At 43.3% G+C, this 20,517-nt stretch carries 22 protein-coding genes; all 22 read left to right on the forward strand.

Translation table 11 applies throughout. The features are described 5' to 3' along the window. The first annotated feature begins 69 nt into the window (after positions 1–69). The 22 genes from GKG41_RS18845 (at position 70) to GKG41_RS18945 (ending at position 20,472) form a co-directional block, all read left to right on the forward strand. Positions 70–549, forward strand: a complete 480-nt coding sequence (locus GKG41_RS18845) for a phage terminase small subunit P27 family (protein WP_154261397.1) — start codon at positions 70–72, stop codon at positions 547–549. After that, positions 549–2,096, forward strand: a complete 1,548-nt coding sequence (locus tag GKG41_RS18850) for a terminase TerL endonuclease subunit (RefSeq protein ID WP_154261398.1) — start codon at positions 549–551, stop codon at positions 2,094–2,096. The genes GKG41_RS18845 and GKG41_RS18850 overlap by 1 nt, the downstream gene beginning before the upstream one ends. A gap of 65 nt (positions 2,097–2,161) precedes the next feature. Continuing rightward, entirely contained in the window at positions 2,162–3,388 is a 1,227-nt protein-coding gene (locus tag GKG41_RS18855) for a hypothetical protein (RefSeq protein ID WP_154261399.1), read from the forward strand. Then, a complete protein-coding gene (locus GKG41_RS18860) occupies positions 3,345–4,385 on the forward strand; it encodes a MarR family transcriptional regulator (RefSeq protein ID WP_154261400.1) in 1,041 nt (346 codons plus the stop codon). Before GKG41_RS18855 ends, GKG41_RS18860 begins: the two co-directional genes overlap by 44 nt. 75 nt (positions 4,386–4,460) lie before the next feature. Continuing rightward, positions 4,461–5,723, forward strand: coding sequence for a phage portal protein (locus tag GKG41_RS18865; protein WP_154261401.1), 1,263 nt, complete (start codon positions 4,461–4,463; stop codon positions 5,721–5,723). 149 nt (positions 5,724–5,872) lie between these two features. Further along, a complete protein-coding gene (locus GKG41_RS18870) occupies positions 5,873–6,604 on the forward strand; it encodes a head maturation protease, ClpP-related (protein ID WP_154261402.1) in 732 nt (243 codons plus the stop codon). 15 nt (positions 6,605–6,619) lie between these two features. Next, entirely contained in the window at positions 6,620–7,816 is a 1,197-nt protein-coding gene (locus GKG41_RS18875; RefSeq protein ID WP_154261403.1) for a phage major capsid protein, read from the forward strand. Positions 7,817–7,839: 23 nt separating this feature from the next. After that, a complete protein-coding gene (locus GKG41_RS18880) occupies positions 7,840–8,103 on the forward strand; it encodes a head-tail connector protein (RefSeq protein WP_154261404.1) in 264 nt (87 codons plus the stop codon). Then, positions 8,103–8,438, forward strand: a complete 336-nt coding sequence (locus tag GKG41_RS18885) for a phage head closure protein (RefSeq protein WP_154261405.1) — start codon at positions 8,103–8,105, stop codon at positions 8,436–8,438. The genes GKG41_RS18880 and GKG41_RS18885 overlap by 1 nt, the downstream gene beginning before the upstream one ends. Before the next feature lie 2 nt (positions 8,439–8,440). Beyond that, complete coding sequence (locus GKG41_RS18890; protein ID WP_154261406.1) at positions 8,441–8,818, forward strand: HK97 gp10 family phage protein; 378 nt, start codon at positions 8,441–8,443, stop codon at positions 8,816–8,818. After that, complete coding sequence (locus GKG41_RS18895) at positions 8,818–9,135, forward strand: hypothetical protein (RefSeq protein ID WP_154261407.1); 318 nt, start codon at positions 8,818–8,820, stop codon at positions 9,133–9,135. The genes GKG41_RS18890 and GKG41_RS18895 overlap by 1 nt, the downstream gene beginning before the upstream one ends. A gap of 5 nt (positions 9,136–9,140) precedes the next feature. Then, a complete protein-coding gene (locus GKG41_RS18900; protein WP_154261408.1) occupies positions 9,141–9,740 on the forward strand; it encodes a major tail protein in 600 nt (199 codons plus the stop codon). Positions 9,741–9,753: 13 nt separating this feature from the next. Continuing rightward, on the forward strand, positions 9,754–10,128 hold the full coding sequence (locus GKG41_RS18905; protein WP_154261409.1) for a hypothetical protein: 375 nt from the start codon (positions 9,754–9,756) through the stop codon (positions 10,126–10,128). Then, positions 10,125–10,289, forward strand: a complete 165-nt coding sequence (locus tag GKG41_RS23210; protein ID WP_173015655.1) for a hypothetical protein — start codon at positions 10,125–10,127, stop codon at positions 10,287–10,289. Before GKG41_RS18905 ends, GKG41_RS23210 begins: the two co-directional genes overlap by 4 nt. 48 nt (positions 10,290–10,337) lie before the next feature. Beyond that, positions 10,338–13,328, forward strand: coding sequence for a phage tail tape measure protein (locus tag GKG41_RS18910; protein ID WP_154261410.1), 2,991 nt, complete (start codon positions 10,338–10,340; stop codon positions 13,326–13,328). After that, entirely contained in the window at positions 13,325–13,975 is a 651-nt protein-coding gene (locus GKG41_RS18915) for a hypothetical protein (protein WP_154261411.1), read from the forward strand. Before GKG41_RS18910 ends, GKG41_RS18915 begins: the two co-directional genes overlap by 4 nt. Next, positions 13,972–15,429 carry a phage tail protein gene (locus GKG41_RS18920; RefSeq protein ID WP_154261412.1) on the forward strand — a complete coding sequence of 486 codons (1,458 nt, stop codon included), beginning with the start codon at positions 13,972–13,974 and terminating at the stop codon, positions 15,427–15,429. The genes GKG41_RS18915 and GKG41_RS18920 overlap by 4 nt, the downstream gene beginning before the upstream one ends. Before the next feature lie 78 nt (positions 15,430–15,507). Next, positions 15,508–15,681 (forward strand): hypothetical protein, encoded by a 174-nt coding sequence (locus tag GKG41_RS18925; RefSeq protein ID WP_154261413.1) that lies wholly within the window; start codon positions 15,508–15,510, stop codon positions 15,679–15,681. A 17-nt stretch (positions 15,682–15,698) separates the two neighbouring features. Then, positions 15,699–17,519 carry a hypothetical protein gene (locus GKG41_RS18930; RefSeq protein ID WP_154261414.1) on the forward strand — a complete coding sequence of 607 codons (1,821 nt, stop codon included), beginning with the start codon at positions 15,699–15,701 and terminating at the stop codon, positions 17,517–17,519. Positions 17,520–17,534: 15 nt separating this feature from the next. Beyond that, positions 17,535–18,092: a hypothetical protein gene (locus GKG41_RS18935; protein ID WP_154261415.1), complete on the forward strand. Its 558-nt coding sequence runs from the start codon at positions 17,535–17,537 to the stop codon at positions 18,090–18,092. 17 nt (positions 18,093–18,109) lie between these two features. Next, the gene (locus tag GKG41_RS18940; RefSeq protein WP_154261416.1) at positions 18,110–20,029 is read left to right on the forward strand and encodes a DUF859 family phage minor structural protein; all 1,920 of its coding nucleotides are present in this window, start codon (positions 18,110–18,112) and stop codon (positions 20,027–20,029) included. A 32-nt stretch (positions 20,030–20,061) separates the two neighbouring features. Further along, complete coding sequence (locus tag GKG41_RS18945; protein ID WP_154261417.1) at positions 20,062–20,472, forward strand: phage holin family protein; 411 nt, start codon at positions 20,062–20,064, stop codon at positions 20,470–20,472. Positions 20,473–20,517: the final 45 nt, after the last annotated feature.

Consider the following 20,517-nt stretch of genomic DNA (forward strand, 5'->3'; position numbering starts at 1 on the left):
CGTAGGAGAGAATGAGTGAGACTTCTTCGGAGGTCTTTTTTTAATGCCATTTTTAAGGAGGTGGGGACAATGGCTCAGAGAGGAAGAAAACCAAAGCCGACTGCAGTAAAGGTTTTGGAAGGAAATCCGGGAAAGAGAAGTCTGAATACAAAGGAGCCGAAGCCGGAGAAGAAGGCACCACGTTGCCCTTCCTGGCTTGAAGATGAAGCGAAAAAGGAATGGAAGCGGATGGCAAAACAGCTGGAGCATCTCGGTATTCTGACTGAGGTGGATATGGCAGCATTCGCAGGTTACTGTCAGGCCTATGCAAGATGGAAAGAAGCAGAAGAGTTCATCACGCAGCATGGTACGATTGTAAAGACTCCATCCGGCTACTGGCAGCAGGTGCCACAGGTATCCATCGCCCAGACGTACTTAAAGATCATGAATAAATTCTGTGAGCAGTTCGGTCTGACACCATCTGCAAGAAGCAGAATTGTTACCGATAATGGTGATAACAAAGAAAGTGATGAAATGGAACTTTTGCTGATTAAGGGAGGTGGAGCTTAATGTATGATAAAGCGAAAGCGGATCACGCAGTCAACTTTATCAACTGCTTAAAGCATACCAAAGGTCAGTGGCGTGGAGTTCCATTCGATCTCCTTCCTTGGCAGGACAAAATTGTTCGTGATATTTTTGGAACGGTCAAGGACAACGGGTATCGCCAGTATAATACAGCCTATATTGAAATCCCAAAGAAGAATGGGAAATCAGAACTGGCAGCTGCGATTGCACTACTCATGACCTGTGGTGATGGGGAGTGGGGAGCGGAAGTTTACGGATGTGCTTCAGACAGGCAGCAGGCTTCTATCGTATTTGATGTTGCGGTTGATATGGTGGATCAGTGTCCGGCACTAAAGAAACGTATCAAACCAGTTATGTCCGTGAAGCGACTTGTGTATAAACCGACCAACAGTTTCTACCAAGTATTATCAGCGGAAGCATATACCAAGCATGGTCTCAATGTTCATGCGGTTATCTTCGATGAGCTTCATGCCCAGCCGAACCGAGAGTTGTTTGATGTTATGACAAAAGGTTCCGGTGATGCCAGAACACAGCCATTGTACTTTTTGATTACAACTGCAGGAACAGATCGAAATTCCATCTGCTTCGAACAGCATCAGAAGGCATTGGATATTATCGAAGGTCGAAAGATTGATCCAACTTTTTATCCTGTAATATATGGAATTAAAGACGATGATGATTGGGGAAGCGAGGCAAGCTGGTACAAAGCGAACCCCTCTCTGGGACATACTATCGCCATTGAAAAAGTACAGAATGCATACATTAGTGCCAAGGAAAATCCGGCAGAAGAGAATATCTTCCGTCAGCTGCGATTGAACCAATGGGTGAAGCAGTCTACCAGATGGATGCCGATGGATAAGTGGGATGCTTGTGCGTTCCCGGTTGACCCGGAAGAACTGCGTGGCAGAGTATGCTATGGCGGACTCGACCTTTCCAGTACATCGGATATTACAGCCTTTGTTCTGGTATTCCCACCAAGGACAGAGAATGAAAAATATATTGTTCTTCCACACTTCTGGATACCGGAAGAAAACATGAGACTCCGAGTACGAAGAGATCACGTTCCATACGATGTGTGGGAACGACAGGGATTTCTGGAAACTACAGAAGGAAATGTTATTCATTATGGTTTTATTGAGAAGTTCATTGAGAACCTTGGGATGAAATATAATATTAAGGAAATTGCATTCGACCGATGGGGTGCGGTCCAGATGGTACAGAACCTTGAGGGTATGGGATTTACTGTTGTCCCATTTGGACAGGGATACAAAGATATGTCACCGCCAACCAAGGAACTGATGAAGCTGACATTAGAAGAGAAGATAGCACATGGAGGGCATCCGGTTCTTCGATGGATGCTGGATAACGTGTATGTGCGACAAGACCCGGCAGGCAACATCAAAATGGATAAGGAAAAATCTACGGAGAAAATTGACGGTGGTATTGCTTTGGTAATGGCTTTAGATAGAGCTATCAGAAATGGTGGTACAGCTGGAAGCGTATATGATAACCGTGGAATTCTAGTATTTTAAAGAATGTCGTATCAATGTATATGGAAAATATGATATAATTAAAAAAACCAAAAGGAGGCATGAATATGTTTTCTATTCCATATACATTCGCAAATGAAGACGAGAGTTATATTACGATTCCGGCATTAAAAAAATTTGCAAGAGAAAAGCGGAAGGAAGATCTAAAAACAACTGTTGATCGACCGCAGCTAATACAAGATATTGAAAATTATGCGAATCAATCCCCGGAAAAAGAAGAGGAAGTTTTGGAATGGCTGGATCATGTACTGATTGAAGGAATCAAAGATGTTCAGATAAAGCTGATAGATGACGACTCGTTTTTGACAGATCTTTTGAGTGATGATGAATATGTAAAAAAAATTATGGAACCCTTGATAGTGGATGAAAATAACAGGCATTTAAATAAAGGGTATTCCAGTGAATTGCGCCTGTTTCGTTATGAGATAACGAATGAATGGGAGTATGGAAGAAGAATAAGGCTGTATATGGGTAAATTGTTATGCACTTTTGATAAAAAACATGGTTCAGCAACAGTCCCATATCCAATAGCTGTTGATATATACTGCGACATGGGGATTATCACATCACGTTCAAAATCAAAATCTGGATTATATAAATATGCTGAAAACTTTGTTTTAGAAGCAGCGACATCGACTAAATCTGAAAAAGAAACAGCTGAAGCTATAAGATGGGTATGCGAAAAGTTATCGATTGCTACAAAAAAGAGTTTTGAGGCAGAAACTGTATTTAAATCTAGATTGTATTGTATGTTGGAGCGATATACACAGACACCAAAAGAGATTATAGAATTGATGGATCAGAAAAACACGGAGATCAATGGAATTGTTGACTGTTTAATGCATAAAGTTTGTAATCTGAAGCATGCATATGAGGAAGATGTAAAGTCAAATGTGCTGAATATGGTAGAAAAATACTTTTCTATCAGTTATCCAGATAAAAATATATTTATCAAGGATAGAGAAGCATATCCTCTTAAGCTGAATGCTACAGACGAAGAAGATTCGAAAGTTGAACAGACAGCTGCATTAGAAGAACCGCTTCAGTCAAAAGCAATTTTCTTTGATAATAAAAAAATGTTGCAGAAAAGTCAGGCATGTGATGGCGTCACATTTATGTTTGCAAGAAATAAGATGTATTGTTCTAAGCAGTTTAAGGTAAAAATAGTAGTGAATAAGGATTACTGTATACTTAAATTTACAGAGTATACAATGGAGGAGGATATTATCCATGTATTGTTCTCACTTATCAGCACTGCAGGGAATGCTGAATGACGTTCAGATACAGGCATTAGAGGCGTATTTCAGTAATTTGATTGGCGGTGCAACGAAAAATATAACTGTGTCAAAAGTAGCTAAGGCACTAGGAATTTCGCCACAGTTGGCAAGCAGGGTATTAACAAAGTGTAAAGAAATAGGACTATTGAAAGTATTCTATACAATTAGATGCCCAGAATGCGGTATGCTCATAAAAAGGGTAGATTCTGTTGCAGACATTCCCTCAGAGCCGTTTGAATGTTACGGTTGCAATGAGGAAATTGAGGTAGAAGCAAGTGATATTGAGCTTATATATGCACTGGAAGATGATAGTGTTTTTATAGAAGGGCAGCAGGAAGGATTGGATTTATCAGCTAGGGCTGTTGTCCCTGAGGATTCTATGGAAACCATTTTTCTAGCTGGTAATATTAATGAGTATTTGTTCCATCCAACTGATGATGAATATCAAAAATTAAGAGATATGTATTCATCTATTGCAAGTCGTAAAGGAACAACAAAAAAGATTGGGGATACATTGGAAAATCTGACAGAGTATCTTTTTAATCTATGTCCTATTTTTAAAGCGGCAGGAATCCGGACAACAACAAACCAGATTGATTGCTGTGTAAGAAACAAAATGTATTTGAAGTTTGGAATTTTTGACACGATTGGTGCAAGATTCTTTATTGAATGTAAGAATGAAAGCCAGACTCCAAGTGGAGGATATATGTCAAAATTACATAGTATTATTACTACTGCAAACGGAGGTGGGAATGGTAATTGTATTAAGTTTGGAATTATCATTTCTAAAGAAAAAGGTCCTTCTACTTTTAAAGAGTTAGCGGTAAAATATTACCTTTCACATCAAGTAGTGATAATATCTATCTGCGGAAATGAATTAAAGGAATTGTTTGATAGTAAGGGAAATTTGTTGGACCTTATTGAACGAAAAGCAAGTGAAATAATGATGGATGCTACAACAGACCTGAAAGAGGCTGGATTGTATGATTCATAATAATAAAGAACATCTATTTTGAAAAGCATGTGAATTCAAAATAGGTGTTTTTTCTATTTCTTTAGGAGGTGTCATATGGGGATCAAGAGTTTATTTGGTTTTGGACAGGCAAGGGACAAACCCACAAACAGTTACGCAGGTTCGGCTCTTTCTTTTTTGTTTGGCAGAAGTACAAGCGGTAAGCCTGTCAATGAACGAACTGCCATGCAGACAACAGCGGTGTATGCATGTGTTAGAATTCTATCTGAGGCAATCGCATCACTGCCATTAAATATTTACAAATATACCAATACTGGGAAAGAGCGTGTGTATGATCATCCGCTTTATCACGTGCTGCACGATGCACCGAATGAGGAAATGACTTCCTTTGTATTCCGGGAAACTCTAATGAGCCATCTGCTTATCTGGGGTAATGCCTACGCACAAATTATCCGTGACGGACGAGGGCAGGTGCTTGCTCTGTACCCACTACTCCCGGATAAGGTGCAGGTGGATCGTGCAGAGAACGGAGAGCTTTATTATCTCTATTCCAGAAATTCAGAGGAAAATCCAAACTTCAAAGAAAACGGAGATATTATTCTTCGGAAAGAAGAAGTGTTGCATATTCCGGGACTTGGATTCGACGGTCTGATTGGGTATTCCCCGATTGCGATGGCGAAGAACGCAGTTGGTATGACGATTGCCTGTGAGGAATACGGTGCCAGTTTCTTTGCGAACGGTGCGACACCGGGCGGTGTTTTGGAACATCCGGGGGTATTGAAAGACCCTGCAAAGGTAAGGGACAGCTGGCATTCGGTGTATGGCGGTTCTAAAAATGCAGGTAAAGTAGCTGTTCTTGAAGAGGGCATGAAATACCAGCAGATTGGTATACCGCCGGAAGAAGCACAGTTTCTGGAAACAAGAAAATTTCAGATCAATGAGATTGCACGAATGTATCGTATTCCACCACACATGGTCGGGGATTTGGAAAAGTCTAGCTTCTCCAATATCGAGCAGCAGTCTCTGGAATTTGTCAAATACACCCTAGACCCTTGGGTGTGCAGGTGGGAACAGGCTATGATGAAAGACCTGCTTCTTCCACAGGAGAAGAAAGATTATTTTATCAAACTGAACGTGGACGGTCTACTTCGTGGAGATTACCAGAGCCGTATGAATGGCTACTCTGTTGCAAGACAGAACGGATGGATGTCAGCAAATGATATCCGTGAACTGGAAGATATGAATCCAATCCCGGCAGAAGCTGGCGGCGATTTATATCTGGTCAACGGCAGCATGACAAAGTTATCGGAAGCAGGAGCCTTTGCACGGAATGCTGGAGGCAACCTTCCAAAGGTGTAACATGCAACAGCAAGTTGCAATACGTGTGTCAGAAACACACAATTTAACACAATGAAAACAATAGAATACTATGAAATTGGCAGGACGGTATCCGTTTGGGTACGGTCCATTTTTTATGCCCATTTTCATGGAAAGGAGATAGAGAGCTTATGAAACGTAAGTTTTGGAACTGGCTCAAGAATGAGCAGGAAGGGACAAGAACCTTATTTCTTAACGGAGAGATTTCCGATGAAACATGGTATGGCGATGAAGTGACACCGAAGCTGTTTAAGCAGGAACTGCTTGCAGGGAAGGGGGATATCACTGTGTGGATCAATTCACCCGGTGGTGATGTGTTCGCAGCAGCACAAATCTACAACATGCTTATGGACTACAAGGGAAGCGTGACCGTGAAGATTGATGGTCTGGCAGCATCGGCAGCTTCTGTTATTGCAATGGCAGGAACTACGGTTCAGATGTCCCCGGTGGCAATGATGATGATCCATAATCCGGCAACCATTGCGATTGGCGATTCTTCTGAAATGAGAAAAGCCATCGAAATGCTGGATGAGGTGAAGGAAAGTATCATGAATGCCTATGAAATCAAGACGGGTCTTTCCCGTTCCCGTATTTCACATCTGATGAATGCAGAAAGCTGGTTTAATGCCAAGAAGGCTGTGGAACTTGGCTTTGCAGACGAGATCCTCTTTGCCAAAGGAAACGAGGATGAAGAGGAGCCGGAAGAGGATGACGATGAGGAAGAAAAGGAACTGAAGATGGAAGCTGTGATGTTCTCAAGGGCAGCAGTGACCAATTCGCTTTTATCCAAACTGATCCCGAAACCAGAGAAAAAGACACCAATTGAACAGTTGGAAAAACGACTGAATCTTTTAGCACATTAAGGGAGGATTTTCATTATGAATAAGATTTTAGAATTAAGAGAAAAAAGAGCAAAGGCGTGGGACGCTGCAAAAGCATTTCTGGATGCCAAAAGAGGAACGGACGGTCTGTTGTCTGCAGAGGATACTGCAACCTATGACCGTATGGAAGCAGACGTAGTCAATCTTGGAAAAGAAATCGACCGTCTGGAAAGACAGGCTGCCATTGATGCAGAACTGAATAAACCAATCAATTCTCCGATTACCAATAAGCCAAACGGCAGAGTAGACGGAGATGTAAAAACCGGACGTGCCGGGGATGAGTACAAGAAAGCATTCTGGAATGCAATGCGTAAAAAGAATTATTACGATGTATCCAATGCCCTGCAGGTAGGTACAGAGTCCGAAGGTGGCTACCTCGTACCGGATGAATATGAAAGAAAACTGGTGGAAGCTCTGGAAGAGGAAAACTTCTTCAGAAGTCTTGCAACAGTCATTCAGACATCCAATGGGGAGAGAAAAATTCCGGTAGTTGCATCCAAGGGTGAAGCATCTTGGATTGATGAAGAGGGAGCATTCCCAGAGTCTGATGACAGCTTCGGACAGATCACAATTGCATCCTACAAAGTAGCGACAATGATTAAAGTTTCTGACGAACTGTTAAACGACAATGTATTCAACCTTGAGAACTACATTGCAAAAGAGTTCGGTAGACGAATCGGACGTAAGGAAGAAGAAGCATTTTTCCTTGGCGATGGCGTTGGAAAACCGACTGGTATTTTTAATGCGACTGGCGGTGCTTCTGATGGTGTGACTACTGCAGGTGCAAACATCACTTTTGATGATGTCATGGATTTATTCTATTCCCTCAAATCTCCATACAGAAAGAAAGCAGTATGGATTTTGAATGACTCCACAGTGAAGGCACTTCGTAAGTTGAAAGATGGAAATGGAAATTATATCTGGCAGCCATCTGTACAGGCAGGTGTACCGGATATGATTTTGAACCGTCCTTACTACACATCTTCTTTTGTACCGGAACTTGCTGCAGGTGCAAAGGCGATGGCATTCGGTGACTTCTCTTACTACTGGATTGCAGACAGACAGGGACGTTCCTTCAAACGTCTGAATGAGCTTTACGCTAAAACTGGACAGGTCGGTTTCCTTGCCAGCCAGAGAGTAGATGGTAAACTAATTCTTCCAGAAGCAGTGAAGACACTAACAATGAAAGAGTAGCCTTTTGTGGGAGGTGTATCTTCATGCTTGTGACTTTGGAAGAAGCCAAGGAATATCTGAAGGTGGAGTTTGAGGATGAAGATACACTCATCCTCACTTTACTTTCTACGGCAGAAGGGATGTGCGGTGATATCTTACGGAAAGAACTGATGGAAGAGGCAGATGTTGCAAAGACTGCAGTATTGTATGCGGTAGGGGTTCTGTATGAAAAACGTGGAACAGACATCAAAGAACTGATTCCGACTCTGAAATGTATTCTTTCAAGCAGACGCAAGGAGGTGTTCTGATGGATATCGGGTCTATGAGACAGCGGATCACACTGCAGGAACATAAGACTGTGGTGGACGGGATTGGAAATCATACCTCCGACTGGGTAGATTTTCATTCCTGCTTTGCCTATGTCAATCTGGCATCCGGCAGTGAAAATGGCACAGAACCTTCTGTACGTTCTGAAGATATTCTGACATTTATCATTCGATGGTGTAAAAAGCTGGAGGGACTAAGCAGCAAGGAATACCGCATTTCCTTTGGCGGTCATTTTTATAACATTACCTGCGTGGATGATGTGCAGTTCGGTCACCGGAAGCTGAAACTGACAGGGAAAAAGATTGTGAGGGAATAGGTATGGCGAAGAAAATATCCATTGGAAATATGTCCAGTGCCATCATGGAAGCCTTGGAAGAGTACAAGGAAGTCACGGATGAAATTGTAAAAAATGCAGTGGATACCGTTTCCAAAGAAGCAAAGGACATTGCAAAGACGGGTTCCCCGGAACGTTATGGCGGTTACAAAAAAGGCTGGACGATCAAAAAGACCATCGACAAAAGCAGTCAAGTAAGCGTTACTGTTCATAACCGTGCAAAGCCGGGACTTACCCATCTTCTGGAAAAAGGACATGCAAAGCGTGGCGGTGGCAGAGTAGAAGGCATTACACACATTGCCCCGGCAGAGGAGTATGCCATCGAAGAACTGGAAGCAGAAATCCGAAAGGGGCTGAAATAATGTCATTTGATGAAATCGTAACCATGATAGGCGGTATGGAACTGCCTTTTGCATATCACCATTTTGCAGAAGGAGAGTCCCCGGAACCGCCTTTTTTAATCTATGTAACACCCGGCAGTAACAACTTTGGAGCAGACGGAAAAGTCTACTTTAAAGCCAAACAGTTGGATGTGGAATTATATACGGACAAGAAGATGCCGGAATTGGAAGAACAGGTGGAAGCAGTATTGGATGCGTATGGACTGTTTTACGAAAAGACCGAAACCTTCATTGAGTCCGAGAAATTATATGAAGTTTTATATGAAATGGAGGTTTAACGTTCATGGGAAATAAAGTGAAATACAATCTGAAAAATGTGCATGCTGCGAAGCTGACAGAAACAGTAAAAGATGGAGTGACCACTTTTACCTATGCGACACCAAAGGCAATTCCGGGCGCAGTCAGCATTAGTCTGGATGCGGAAGGTGAATCCAGTCCATTCTATGCAGATGGTATTGTATATTTTCGTTCTTCTACCAATAACGGTTACAGCGGTGATCTTGAGATTGCCCTTATCCCGGAATGGTTCCGAACAGAAATCTTACAGGAAGCATTGGATGCCAAAGGTGTGCTGGTGGAAAACAGTAAGGTAACAGAAAGCGTCAAGTTCGCCCTGCTCTTTGAGTTTGATGGCGATGTGAATGCCATCCGTCATGTCCTTTATAACTGCAGTGCATCCCGTCCATCTATCGCATCTGAAACAAAGGAAGATACGATCGAACCGGGAACAGAAACACTTTCTGTAACTGCTGACCCTCGTTCCGATGGTCTTGTAAAGGCTCGTACCGGAGATACCACAGATGATACAGCTTATGCAGACTGGTATAAGAATGTTTATATCCCTGCAGAAGCTACAGAAGCATCTGAAGCAGCAGAGGAATAGGAGGTAGCGTGGGATGATCAAACGAGAAATTGAAATCTGCGGAAAGAACGTGCCATTTCGTTCTTCCGCAACCATTCCACGTTTGTACCGGGCAAAGTTCAAACGTGATATTTTTAAGGATTTATCCAAGCTGGAGGCTTCCTACAAAGGGAAGAAAAATGATGGGGCAGAGTTCCAGATTGAGGATTTGGAAATCTTTGAAAATGTAGCTTACATCATGGCATATCATGCGGACAATTCCATTCCATCTACCATTGAGGAATGGCTGGATCAGTTCGATATGTTCTCCATTTATGAAGTTCTGCCACAGATTCTGGAACTGTGGGGAGAGAACATGATGACGGATGTGGCAGCAAAAAAAGGGTTGGCAGAAGTGAGCGCGAAATGACAACGCCACTGTTCCTTCTGCGTAGTGTAGAGATTGGCATTTCTATCCGGGATTTAGATTTATTGACCGTAGGTCTTGTCATTGATATGTGGACAGAAAGAGCTAATGATGGCGTGAAATATAACCGAGTGGCAACACAGGAAGATTTTGATAAGTTTTAATGACGCATCTGAAAGGGTGCGTTTTTACATATAACGGGAGGTGAGACGATGGCAGGCAGAATTAAGGGAATTACGATTGAGATTGGCGGTGATACCACTGGTCTTGATAAAGCCTTAAAGAGTGTAAATTCTTCGATTACCAAAACTCAGTCTGCATTAAATGATGTGAACCGCCTGCTGAAACTCGACCCTTCCAATACCGTATTGGTCGCACAGAAGCAGCAGTTACTTTCGCAGGCAGTCAGTCAGACCAAAGAGAAACTGGAAGCTCTGGAGTCCGCACAGGAGCAGGTGGCAGATGCCTTCAAACGTGGGGATATCGGAGAAGAAAAATATATGGCGTTTCAGCGAGAAATCGAAGAAACGAGAGGAAAGCTAAATCAGTACAAAGCGGATTTGTCCAGTCTGCAGAGCGAACAGGACAGCCTTGCAACAAATACTGAAAGGCTTCAGAAATTGTTCGATGCGACCGGGACAGAAGTAGATGATTATGCAGATGCCCTTGGGAGCAAGCTGGTGTCTGCCATCAAAAGCGGAAGTGCCAGTTCCGACCAATTAAAAACAGCCATTGATAAAATTGGAAAAGCTGCCACAGGCGGTAAGGCAGATGTAAAAGAATTACGGGATGCTTTGGATACGGTCGATGATGGTACGGCAATCAAAAATCTCATTGAAGATTTGAAAGATGCTGGAGAAGCTGCAGAAGATACCGCCGAGGATATCGGAGAAATCGCAGAAGCAACTAAGGGTGCTGCCCTTATGGAAGCTGCGGATCAGTTATCAGCGGTCGGGGATAAAATAACGGAAATCGGTGAAAGTGCAATGGATGCCTATACCGAAGCAGAGAATGCAGTCACAAAAGTGAATGCCTACTTTGGCGAGACCGGAGAAGCTGCCGAGCAGTCCGCTTCCGTTATTAAATCTGTGTATGAAGCAGGTATCGGGGAAAGCATGGAAAGCGTAGCCGATGCAGTCCTTATGGTAAAAAAGAACCTTGGGGATTTAAGCGATACTGATCTTACCAATCTGACCCAGCAGGCAATTACCCTTGATGAACTTTACGGTATTGATATGAATGAGACCCTTCGTGGTGTTAATTCCCTCATGCAGCAGTACGGACTGACTGCACAGGAAGCGATGGATTACATCGTAAAGGGTACGCAGAATGGTCTGGATAAGACGAATGAACTTGGTGATAACCTAAGTGAATACGCTGGCAAGTTCTCACAGGCAGGATATTCTGCTTCTGAGTATTTTCAGCTTTTGGATAACGGACTGAAGAATGGTGCGTATAACCTGGATAAGGTAAACGATGCCATCAATGAAGTCACAACACGATTGGCCGATGGAACGATTGGAGAGTCCATCGGCTCTTTTTCTACAAAAACGCAGGAACTGTTTACTTCTTGGCAGAATGGGGGAGCAACACAGAAGGAAGTTATCGATTCCATTGTTGCAGATATTGGTAACTGTACCAATCAGCAGGAAGCCTTAAATATGGCAGCACTTGCTTTCGGAACAATGGCAGAGGACGGGAACTTAAAGTTCATTACTTCTCTGACCTCTGTAGGAAGCACCTATGATAGTGTGGCAGGCTCTGCACAAGGGATGTTTGATGCCACAACTACACCGATGCAGCAGATGGAAGCCAATACCAGAAAACTGCAGCAGTCGCTGGTTCCGCTGGGAGAAAAACTGATGGAACTAGCAAATACCATCATTCCTCCACTTGTGGCAATGATCACTACGATCAGCGTTTGGTTTGAAAAACTGCCGGGACCGGTACAGAATTTTGTCATTATCCTTGGGGCATTGATTGCTGTGTTTACGGCACTCGTCCCCGTGATCGCTGCCGTAGCAGTATCAGTGGGTGCATTGAATATATCGCTCCTTCCAATCATCGGTATTATTGCAGGGGTAGCAGCTGCGATTGCTGCTTTTATTGCTATCGTTCAAAATTGGGGAGCCATTACGGAGTGGTTCGGAAATCTATGGAATACCATCTGTACCGGGATTGGACAGATGGTGGAGAACTTGAAAGCATGGTTCTTAGGCCTGTGGGAACATCTGAAATCTGTTTGGGATGGTATCTGTAATGTAGTACAGACGGCAGTCATGCTGATTGGTTCCATTTTGCAGGCAGCATTTGATATCATTACCCTTCCATTCCAGTTTGTTTGGGAGAACTGTAAAGAAATCATCATGGCTGTATGGGAAGCTATCAAATCCGTGGTGTCTTCTGCCATCCATGCAGTATCCAGTGTGATTTCAACCGTGATGGGAGCAATCCAGAACGTGATTTCCACTATCTGGACAGCGATCAGTACAAAAATATCTACGGTATTGAATGGAATAAAGACCATTGTTTCAACCGTTTTTAATGCTGTAAAATCCGTGGTTTCCTCTGTATGGAATGCCATCAAATCTACCATTGCAACGGTGGTGGATGGCATTAAGAGTAAGGTATCGAATGTATTTAATTCTGTAAAAAGTACCGTGACTTCTGTATTTAACGGAATTAAATCGACAGCAACATCGGTGTGGAACGGTATTAAAAACGCCATTCTGACTCCGATTGAAGCTGCGAAAAATAAGATTAAAGGGATTGTGGATCAGATCACTGGATTCTTTAAGAACATGAAAATCAGCCTTCCAAAGATTAAACTCCCACATTTCAAAATCTCAGGTTCCCTGTCTATCGCACCGCCATCCGTGCCAAAGCTGTCCATTGACTGGTATAAGGAAGGGGGTATCATGACAAGTCCTACGGTGTTTGGTATGAATGGTACAAATATTATGGCAGGCGGTGAAGCAGGGGCAGAAGCCATCCTTCCATTGAAAGGATTCTATGACAATCTGGAGTCCATTCTTTCCAGCAGGCTGGATATGTCTGCAATGGAACAGTACCTTGCAGTGATCGCTGCCAATAGCAGTAAGGGCATCTACCTGGAAGATGGAACGCTTGTGGGACATCTGCTTCCGGCAATCGATAATAAGCTGGGACAGGCACAGAAGCTGAACAGGAGGTTGAGCTTATGATTTTAGATGTAAGCATTAATGGAATTTCATTATACGGTCTGGGATGGATAAGGGAAAACATTGATTTTCCAACACCGCAGTCCCAGACCAATACGATTGTGGTTCCGGGAAGAAATTCTCCGATTCGATATACAGAAAGTTTGGGAAGTGTATCCTATCAGCCTCGTAGCTTTACGATTACACTTTCCATGCAGGGAAAAAGAGAAGCCTTTAATCAGAAAGTCAGTGAAGTGGTGAACCGCTTTGCCGGAAGGCTCTGTGAAGTGATTTGTTCCGATAGTGCAGATGTGTATGCGGTAGGAACTTTAGAGGCTTCACCAACGTATGATCCGAAAAGTCATAAAGGGCAGCTGGTGTTATCCTGCACGGATGGAGACGCCTATCTGTATCATACGAAAGAAACGATCGTAGCAGTATCGGTAAGCGGAACTGTCACGCTTACCAATGACTATATGCCAGTAGTTCCTGTAATCACAACGACTGCGGAGACTGCCTTTTCATGGAAGGTTGGAGAAGATACGTTTCAGAAATCCGTCAGTGCCGGGATATGGGAGTTTCCGGAGATGGAACTACAGGAAGGAAAAAATACACTTACGGTTACAGGAACCGGAACAACCACATTTCGATACAGGGAGGGTAGGCTATGAGTTTATTTCGCATCTATGTGGATGGTGCGATTTTCTATCATCCACACTTATCCAAACTTGCAATTACGCAGGCACAGATAAATGAGGATGCGGAAAATATCGACAGTCTGACTCTGTCTGCACCGTTCAATCATCCATATTTGGATAGCATCAAACCGATGGCTTCAGTCATCGAATGCAAAAAAGGAAAAGTTACGGTGTTTGAAGGACGTGCGCTTGACGATGGCAGTGATTTCTACAACAGCCATACATGGACTTGTGAATCAGCACTTGCCTATCTGAAAGATACCCTTCAACCGCCTTATGAATATAAAGGAACGCTCCGGGGACTTCTGGAATTGTTCGTAACAGAACATAACAAATCTGTAGAAGAAAAGAAGCAGTTCACCATTGGAGAAGTGACGGTCACAGATGAAAATGATTATATCGCATACAGCAATTCGGAGTATTCCGTGACGTTGGATGCGATTAAAGAAAAGCTAATCAAAACCCACGGAGGTTATCTGCGGGTGCGATACACCGATGAAGGGAAAGTGCTGGATTATCTTTCTGATTATACTGCTTATTCTTTACAGACTGTGGAGTATGGAAAGAACCTTCTGGATGTGAAAATCAACCGGGATCATACAGAACGTTACACAGCCCTTATCCCTTTGGGAGCAAAGATCACCGTTACCGATGAAGAGAGAAATGAAACAGAAACCGATGAGCGAGTCAGCATTGCCGGAGTCAACGGTGGTGTGAACTATGTGTATGATGAAGAAGCCGTGGAAGAGATCGGCTGGATTTGGACTACGGAAATTTGGGAGGATGTGACCGTACCGGGAAATCTTCTGACGAAATCCAAAGCCAGAATCGCAGAACTTGCCAAAGGCATCACCAGTATGGAACTTACCATTGTAGATGAGTCTGATACCGGAGCCGACATCGGGGATATCCGGGCAAGGCAGTATGTGTACTGCAAGTCACCGCCACATGGGATTGATGGCAGGTATCTATGTGTTGAGAAGACGAAAGATTATCTGAACCCGTCCGGGAACACCATCACCATTGGTGCAAGCGGTGTCACGCTGAGTTCCATTTCTGCAAAACAGAATGACAATCTGACTTCTCTGGAACAGGATATCTTGGGACAGACCGTGAAGATTGAGAACATCTCCGGGAAGGTGGATGACATCAATAATTCCAAGATGTACCGGACAGAACTTGTGGTGGATGGCGTGAACATTTTCCGTGATAAAGGACAGCAGAGTACCATGCGGTGTAAGGTCTATTCCTGGGATAAGGATATCACCGATACGTTGGATGTTTCCTGCTTCATCTGGCATAGAAAATCAAACAATGAGACTGCTGATGCTGATTGGGACAGCCAGCACATTGGAATGAAATCAGTCATCATTACTACGGAGGATGTGCATGACAACGCATCCTTTTATTGTGAAATAAATTTATAAAATTTGAAAATTTTTGTACTTTTTCCTGTTTTCATTACGTTATATAATGAAAAATTTTTTAATACAGGAGGTACAAAAATGGAGAAAATTGTTAGAGATGAAGAATGGTTAAAAATGAAGGAAGAAATTCATAGACAGGCGTTGGAATGGAAACGCATGCATGAAGAAGAAAAGAAACGAGGATATTCTATCAATGTCGTAAATGATGGAATATATCAAATAGATAAAGAAGGTTTCTTCATTATAAAATAAATTAGGAGGGTATATACATGGCTACAGTTCTAACTTCCAGCCAGCAGACCTTCGTTGACATTACGGATCAGCGAAAGCTGTCGGCTTATATTACTTCCAATCTGCCAAAGACGCAGAGTGAGGATCCAAACGTGCTGCCACACACGTATGCTCCAAGCTGGGCAACCACAAATCTTGTGCTGACTCCGGTCATTTTCTTAGACCAGACCAACGTGGCGCTAAATGCATCTGGCCTTACGATTACATGGAAACGAAAAGATGGAACTAGTGCAGAAGCATCTCTTGCATCCGGAGAGAGTGCATCGGGTGGTATTCTTACGGTAAGCAAAGATATGCTGGCATCATCTTCCTCTGGCATGATTACTTATATCTGCTATATTAGTTATTACGATTCGGAAACGAAGAACACCGTCAATATTTCTGCAGATATCACCTACACTTTGGTAAAAAATGCAGAAAATGCCAGACTGGCTTATGTGACTGCAGATACCTATGTGTTTAAGTATAATACCAGTTCTGCTCTGGTGGGTGCTACGCAGGCAATCCTTACTGCACAGGTACAGGGCGTGACCATCAGCAAGTGGCAGTATAAAAACAGTTCCGGTACATGGACGGATTATCCAACCACTACGGATAACAGTAATGTCACCAGTGGAACGTTGGTAGTAAAACCTGCCCATGATGTATTCGTAAATAATGTAGCGCAGATCAAGCTGGTAACGGACGATGCAGATGTCTATGATACCATTACCATTACAAAAATGTATGATGGTGCGAAAGGGGAGCAAGGGGCTTCGGGTAGTGTCGGAACAGGCGGACTTTCCATTATTCTTGGAAATGAAGCTCAGACCATTGCCTGTACCGCTGCCGGAGCAGTAGCTGAAGAACTTACCATCACCATTCCATTTGCAGGGTATGTGGGAATTACACAGACTGCTTGCACTTGTGCGGTAGGGATACTTCCAACTGGAATGACGGTGAAAACCAACACTGCTGCGACAGCTACAGCAACAGGTTCTTTAGTTCTGACCGTTGCCTCCGGCGCGACACTTGGCGGTGCAGATGTACTAAATGGAACGATTGATCTTACCTTTACCATTTCCGGTAAGTCTGTCGTGAAAAAGTTTGGATGGACAAAATCAAATAAGGGTAGCAATGGAAGCAACGGAACGAATGCCGTTGTTTTTTCTGTTTATGCACCGAATGGAACTATCGTAGTTAACCAATCTGGTTCCTTGATCCTTGCAACTTCTGCCTACAGCGGAACGACAGCCATCACGAGTGCCACTTATCAGTGGGCGAAATATGTGAATGGTACATGGACGAACATTAGTGGAGCAACATCAACCACACTTACGGTTTACGGTTCTGATATTGTAAATATTCAGTCTTACCGATGCACCATGACTTATAACAGTAAATCCTACGTGGATGTGATTACCGTAGAAGATAAATCAGACCCGTATGTGTCGGAGATGCTTTCGATTGGCGGTTTTACGGTAAAGAACAATCAGGGGGGAGTTGTTCCTTACGTGATTGTGCGGACGAATCAGAAAGAAGTTGATCCACTTCTTGGTCCAATCAGTGAAACAGCACCTACATCCCCAAGTAATGGGGACTACTGGTACAAGATAGACCATGAAAATCAAACAGTAACATTGATGGACTACAGCGGGACTTGGCAGGAGTCTATGGAAACGCAGAGTCTTACTTATTCATGGTATATGCAGGACAAGGATGGAAATACCGTAGAATTTGATAAGACCGGAAAAGTAATTTATTTATCTGCAGCAGATATCGACAGCCTTGTAACTTTGCAGTGTGATGTTTCAAATTAACGGGAGGTGGTAGAAATGGCAATTATCACCTCTTGTCAAGCGAGCTTCCAGAGCTTTGAGGATTATGAGCAGGCAGTCGAAGATTTAGAAGCTCTGAAGGTGAATGTGAAAGAGTGTTATTCCGAAATCACAAAAACTTCGGAGCAGATCACATCTTCTGTGCGAGAAGAGTATGTATCTAAATCGGAGATGGAACTGATTCAGCAAGATTTCCAGACGAGTATCACGCAGAACAGTTCCGAAATCCGTATGGATTTTACTGCGATTACAAATGAAATCAAAGAAAATGTATCTGAAAATCAGACGCTTTTAGAGGAGTATATCCGTTTCAAAGGTGCACTTATTGAACTTGGAAAAGTAGGAAATGCCTTCACGGCAGAGCTTTCCAATGAGGAACTGGCTTTTAAGGAAAACGGACAGAGGATTGCGTATATTTCCAATCAGATATTGGTAATCACCAATGCTGAAATCAGAAATAAGCTGTCTCTCGGCAATGAAAGCAGAGGGTGGTTTGACTTTCTGCCAAGAACGTCGGGAAACTTGTCTATTAAATGGCGTGACCCTACAGCATAAGGAGGAGGTGAGAGTGCATGGCATCAAGTGGTAGTTTTTCTGGTTCCATCAGAGATGGACACTATGTCCTTCGTGTTGACTGGTCACAGTCACAGAATGTGTCTGCCAATACTAGTACCATCACGGCAAAGATGTATCTGGTGAATGACTGGAGTTTGAGCATCAGCAGTCGTTCCACGAACTATACAATGATTGCCGGAACGAAACAGACGTATACTTCACCGTCTATCAGCAGTACCGGGACACATTTATTGGGATCACTCACTCAGACTGTTACGCATGATAGTGATGGTAGTAAGAGCATTGCGATCAGTTCCGTTTTTTATATACAGGCAACATTAGGTGGAACGTATTACGATTCCATTTCTGCAAGTGCTACAGTAACCTTGGATACTATTCCAAGAGCATCGAGTGTATCTGCAACTAGCGTAAATATGGGTTCTGCCAGCACGATTACAATTACCAGAGCATCTTCCTCCTTTACGCATACACTCACCTATGTCTTTGGTAGTGCGACAGGAACGATTGCTACAAAGACAACGTCCACGTCAGTATCTTGGACACCATCACTTGATTTGGCAAACCAGATACCGAATGCTCTGACAGGAACCTGCACGATCACCTGTGCAACCTATAACGGCAGTACCAAAATCGGAAGTAAGACTTGTACGCTTACTCTTACTGTTCCGTCCTCAGTGAAACCGACCATTACCAGTCTGACAGCAACGAGAGTGGACGGAGATGTTCCAAGTTCGTGGGGCATTTATGTACAAACAAAATCGAAGGTGACGCTCACCATCAATGGGGCAGCCGGAAGTTATGGTTCAACCATTTCTTCCTATTCGATTTCTGGTGGGGGATTTACAAGTACCTCTTCCAGCTTTACAACCGGATTTTTAAATTCATCCGGTACGATAACCTTTACAGCAACCGTGACTGATTCACGAGGAAGGGTTTCTTCTGCTGCGACTGTTTCGATTACGGTACAGGCTTATTCACCGCCAAGTTTTACAAGTTACTTGAGCCAACGATGTACAAGTGGTGGTACGGTGGATGATGAGGGAACCTATGTAAGAGGTTTAGTTTCTTTTTCTTATTCGACCTGCAGCAGTAAAAATACAGTAACAGGTTCGATTCAATATAAACAATCATCAGCGACATCCTGGACTTCTGCAGGGGTCGCTTTTTCTTCGGGAACGGCGGTAGTATTTGGCGGTGGAGCGATTTCTACGGAAACTTCCTACGATATCAAGTATACGTTGGCCGATGCATTCACCTTGGTGTCCATACAGGATATTGTTTCAACCGCAGCAGTAGTCATGGACTTTAAGGCTGGCGGTAAAGGGGTAGCGGTCGGGAAGGTAGCAGAAACCGATAACTTGTTTGAAGTTTCCGAAGATTGGGATGTAAAAGTGTATGGAAAACTTTTGAAAGATTATATTCAGAGTCTGGCTGCTACGGTGTATCCAGTTGGAAGCATTTATATGAGTGTTAATTCCACCAACCCTTCTACTTATTTTGGTGGAACATGGGTGGCATGGGGAAGCGGACGAGTTCCGGTCGGTATCAATACTTCCGACACCAATTTCTCTACAGTGGAAAAGACAGGCGGTGCATCTACAGTAACACTAACCACATCGCAGATACCTGCTCATACCCATACATTTACGGGTAGTTCTGCAACCACAAATAGTACAGGAGCACATACCCATAACTTGAACTTACAGAAAACGACATGGTCTGGTTCCAGTAGCAGCAGGGTTGTGGTGGATGCTTCTTCTGGCTACACCGCACTATCAAATAAAGCAACAACCAGTGCAGGCGCACATTCACACACGGTCACCGCCAAAGGTTCAAATGCAAATACTGGAGGTGGTGGATCACACACAAATTTACAGCCGTACATCGTCTGCTATATGTGGAAACGCACGGCTTAAATTATATCAAAATGAAAGAGAGGACATTTAACATGAAGGTTTTTACAGAGATTATTCATTACGCATGGGCAGCAATGGGAGGATTTGTTGGTTGGTTTTTAGGGGGATTTGACGGGTTTCTCTATGCACTGATGGTATTTGTCATTGTGGATTATCTGACAGGTGTCATGGTAGCAGTTCTAGAAAAGAAATTGTCCAGTGAGGTTGGCTTCCGGGGCATTTTCAAAAAGATTTTAATCTTTTGTCTGGTAGCAATCGGTCACATCATTGATACGCATATTATCCAGAATGGCAGTGTCCTCCGTACCGCAGTCATCTTTTTCTACTTATCGAATGAGGGGATTTCTATCTTAGAGAATGTAGCAATGATTGGACTTCCGGTACCGGAACAGTTGAAATCCGTATTGCAGCAGTTAAAGGATGAAAAGGACAGCAAAAAATAGCAGGCACCGAGAGGTGTCTGTTTCTTTTAGCGGAAAGGAAGGTAG

The sequence above is a fragment of the Lactonifactor sp. BIOML-A5 genome, from assembly GCF_009677585.1.
Taxonomy (GTDB): domain Bacteria; phylum Bacillota; class Clostridia; order Lachnospirales; family Lachnospiraceae; genus Lactonifactor.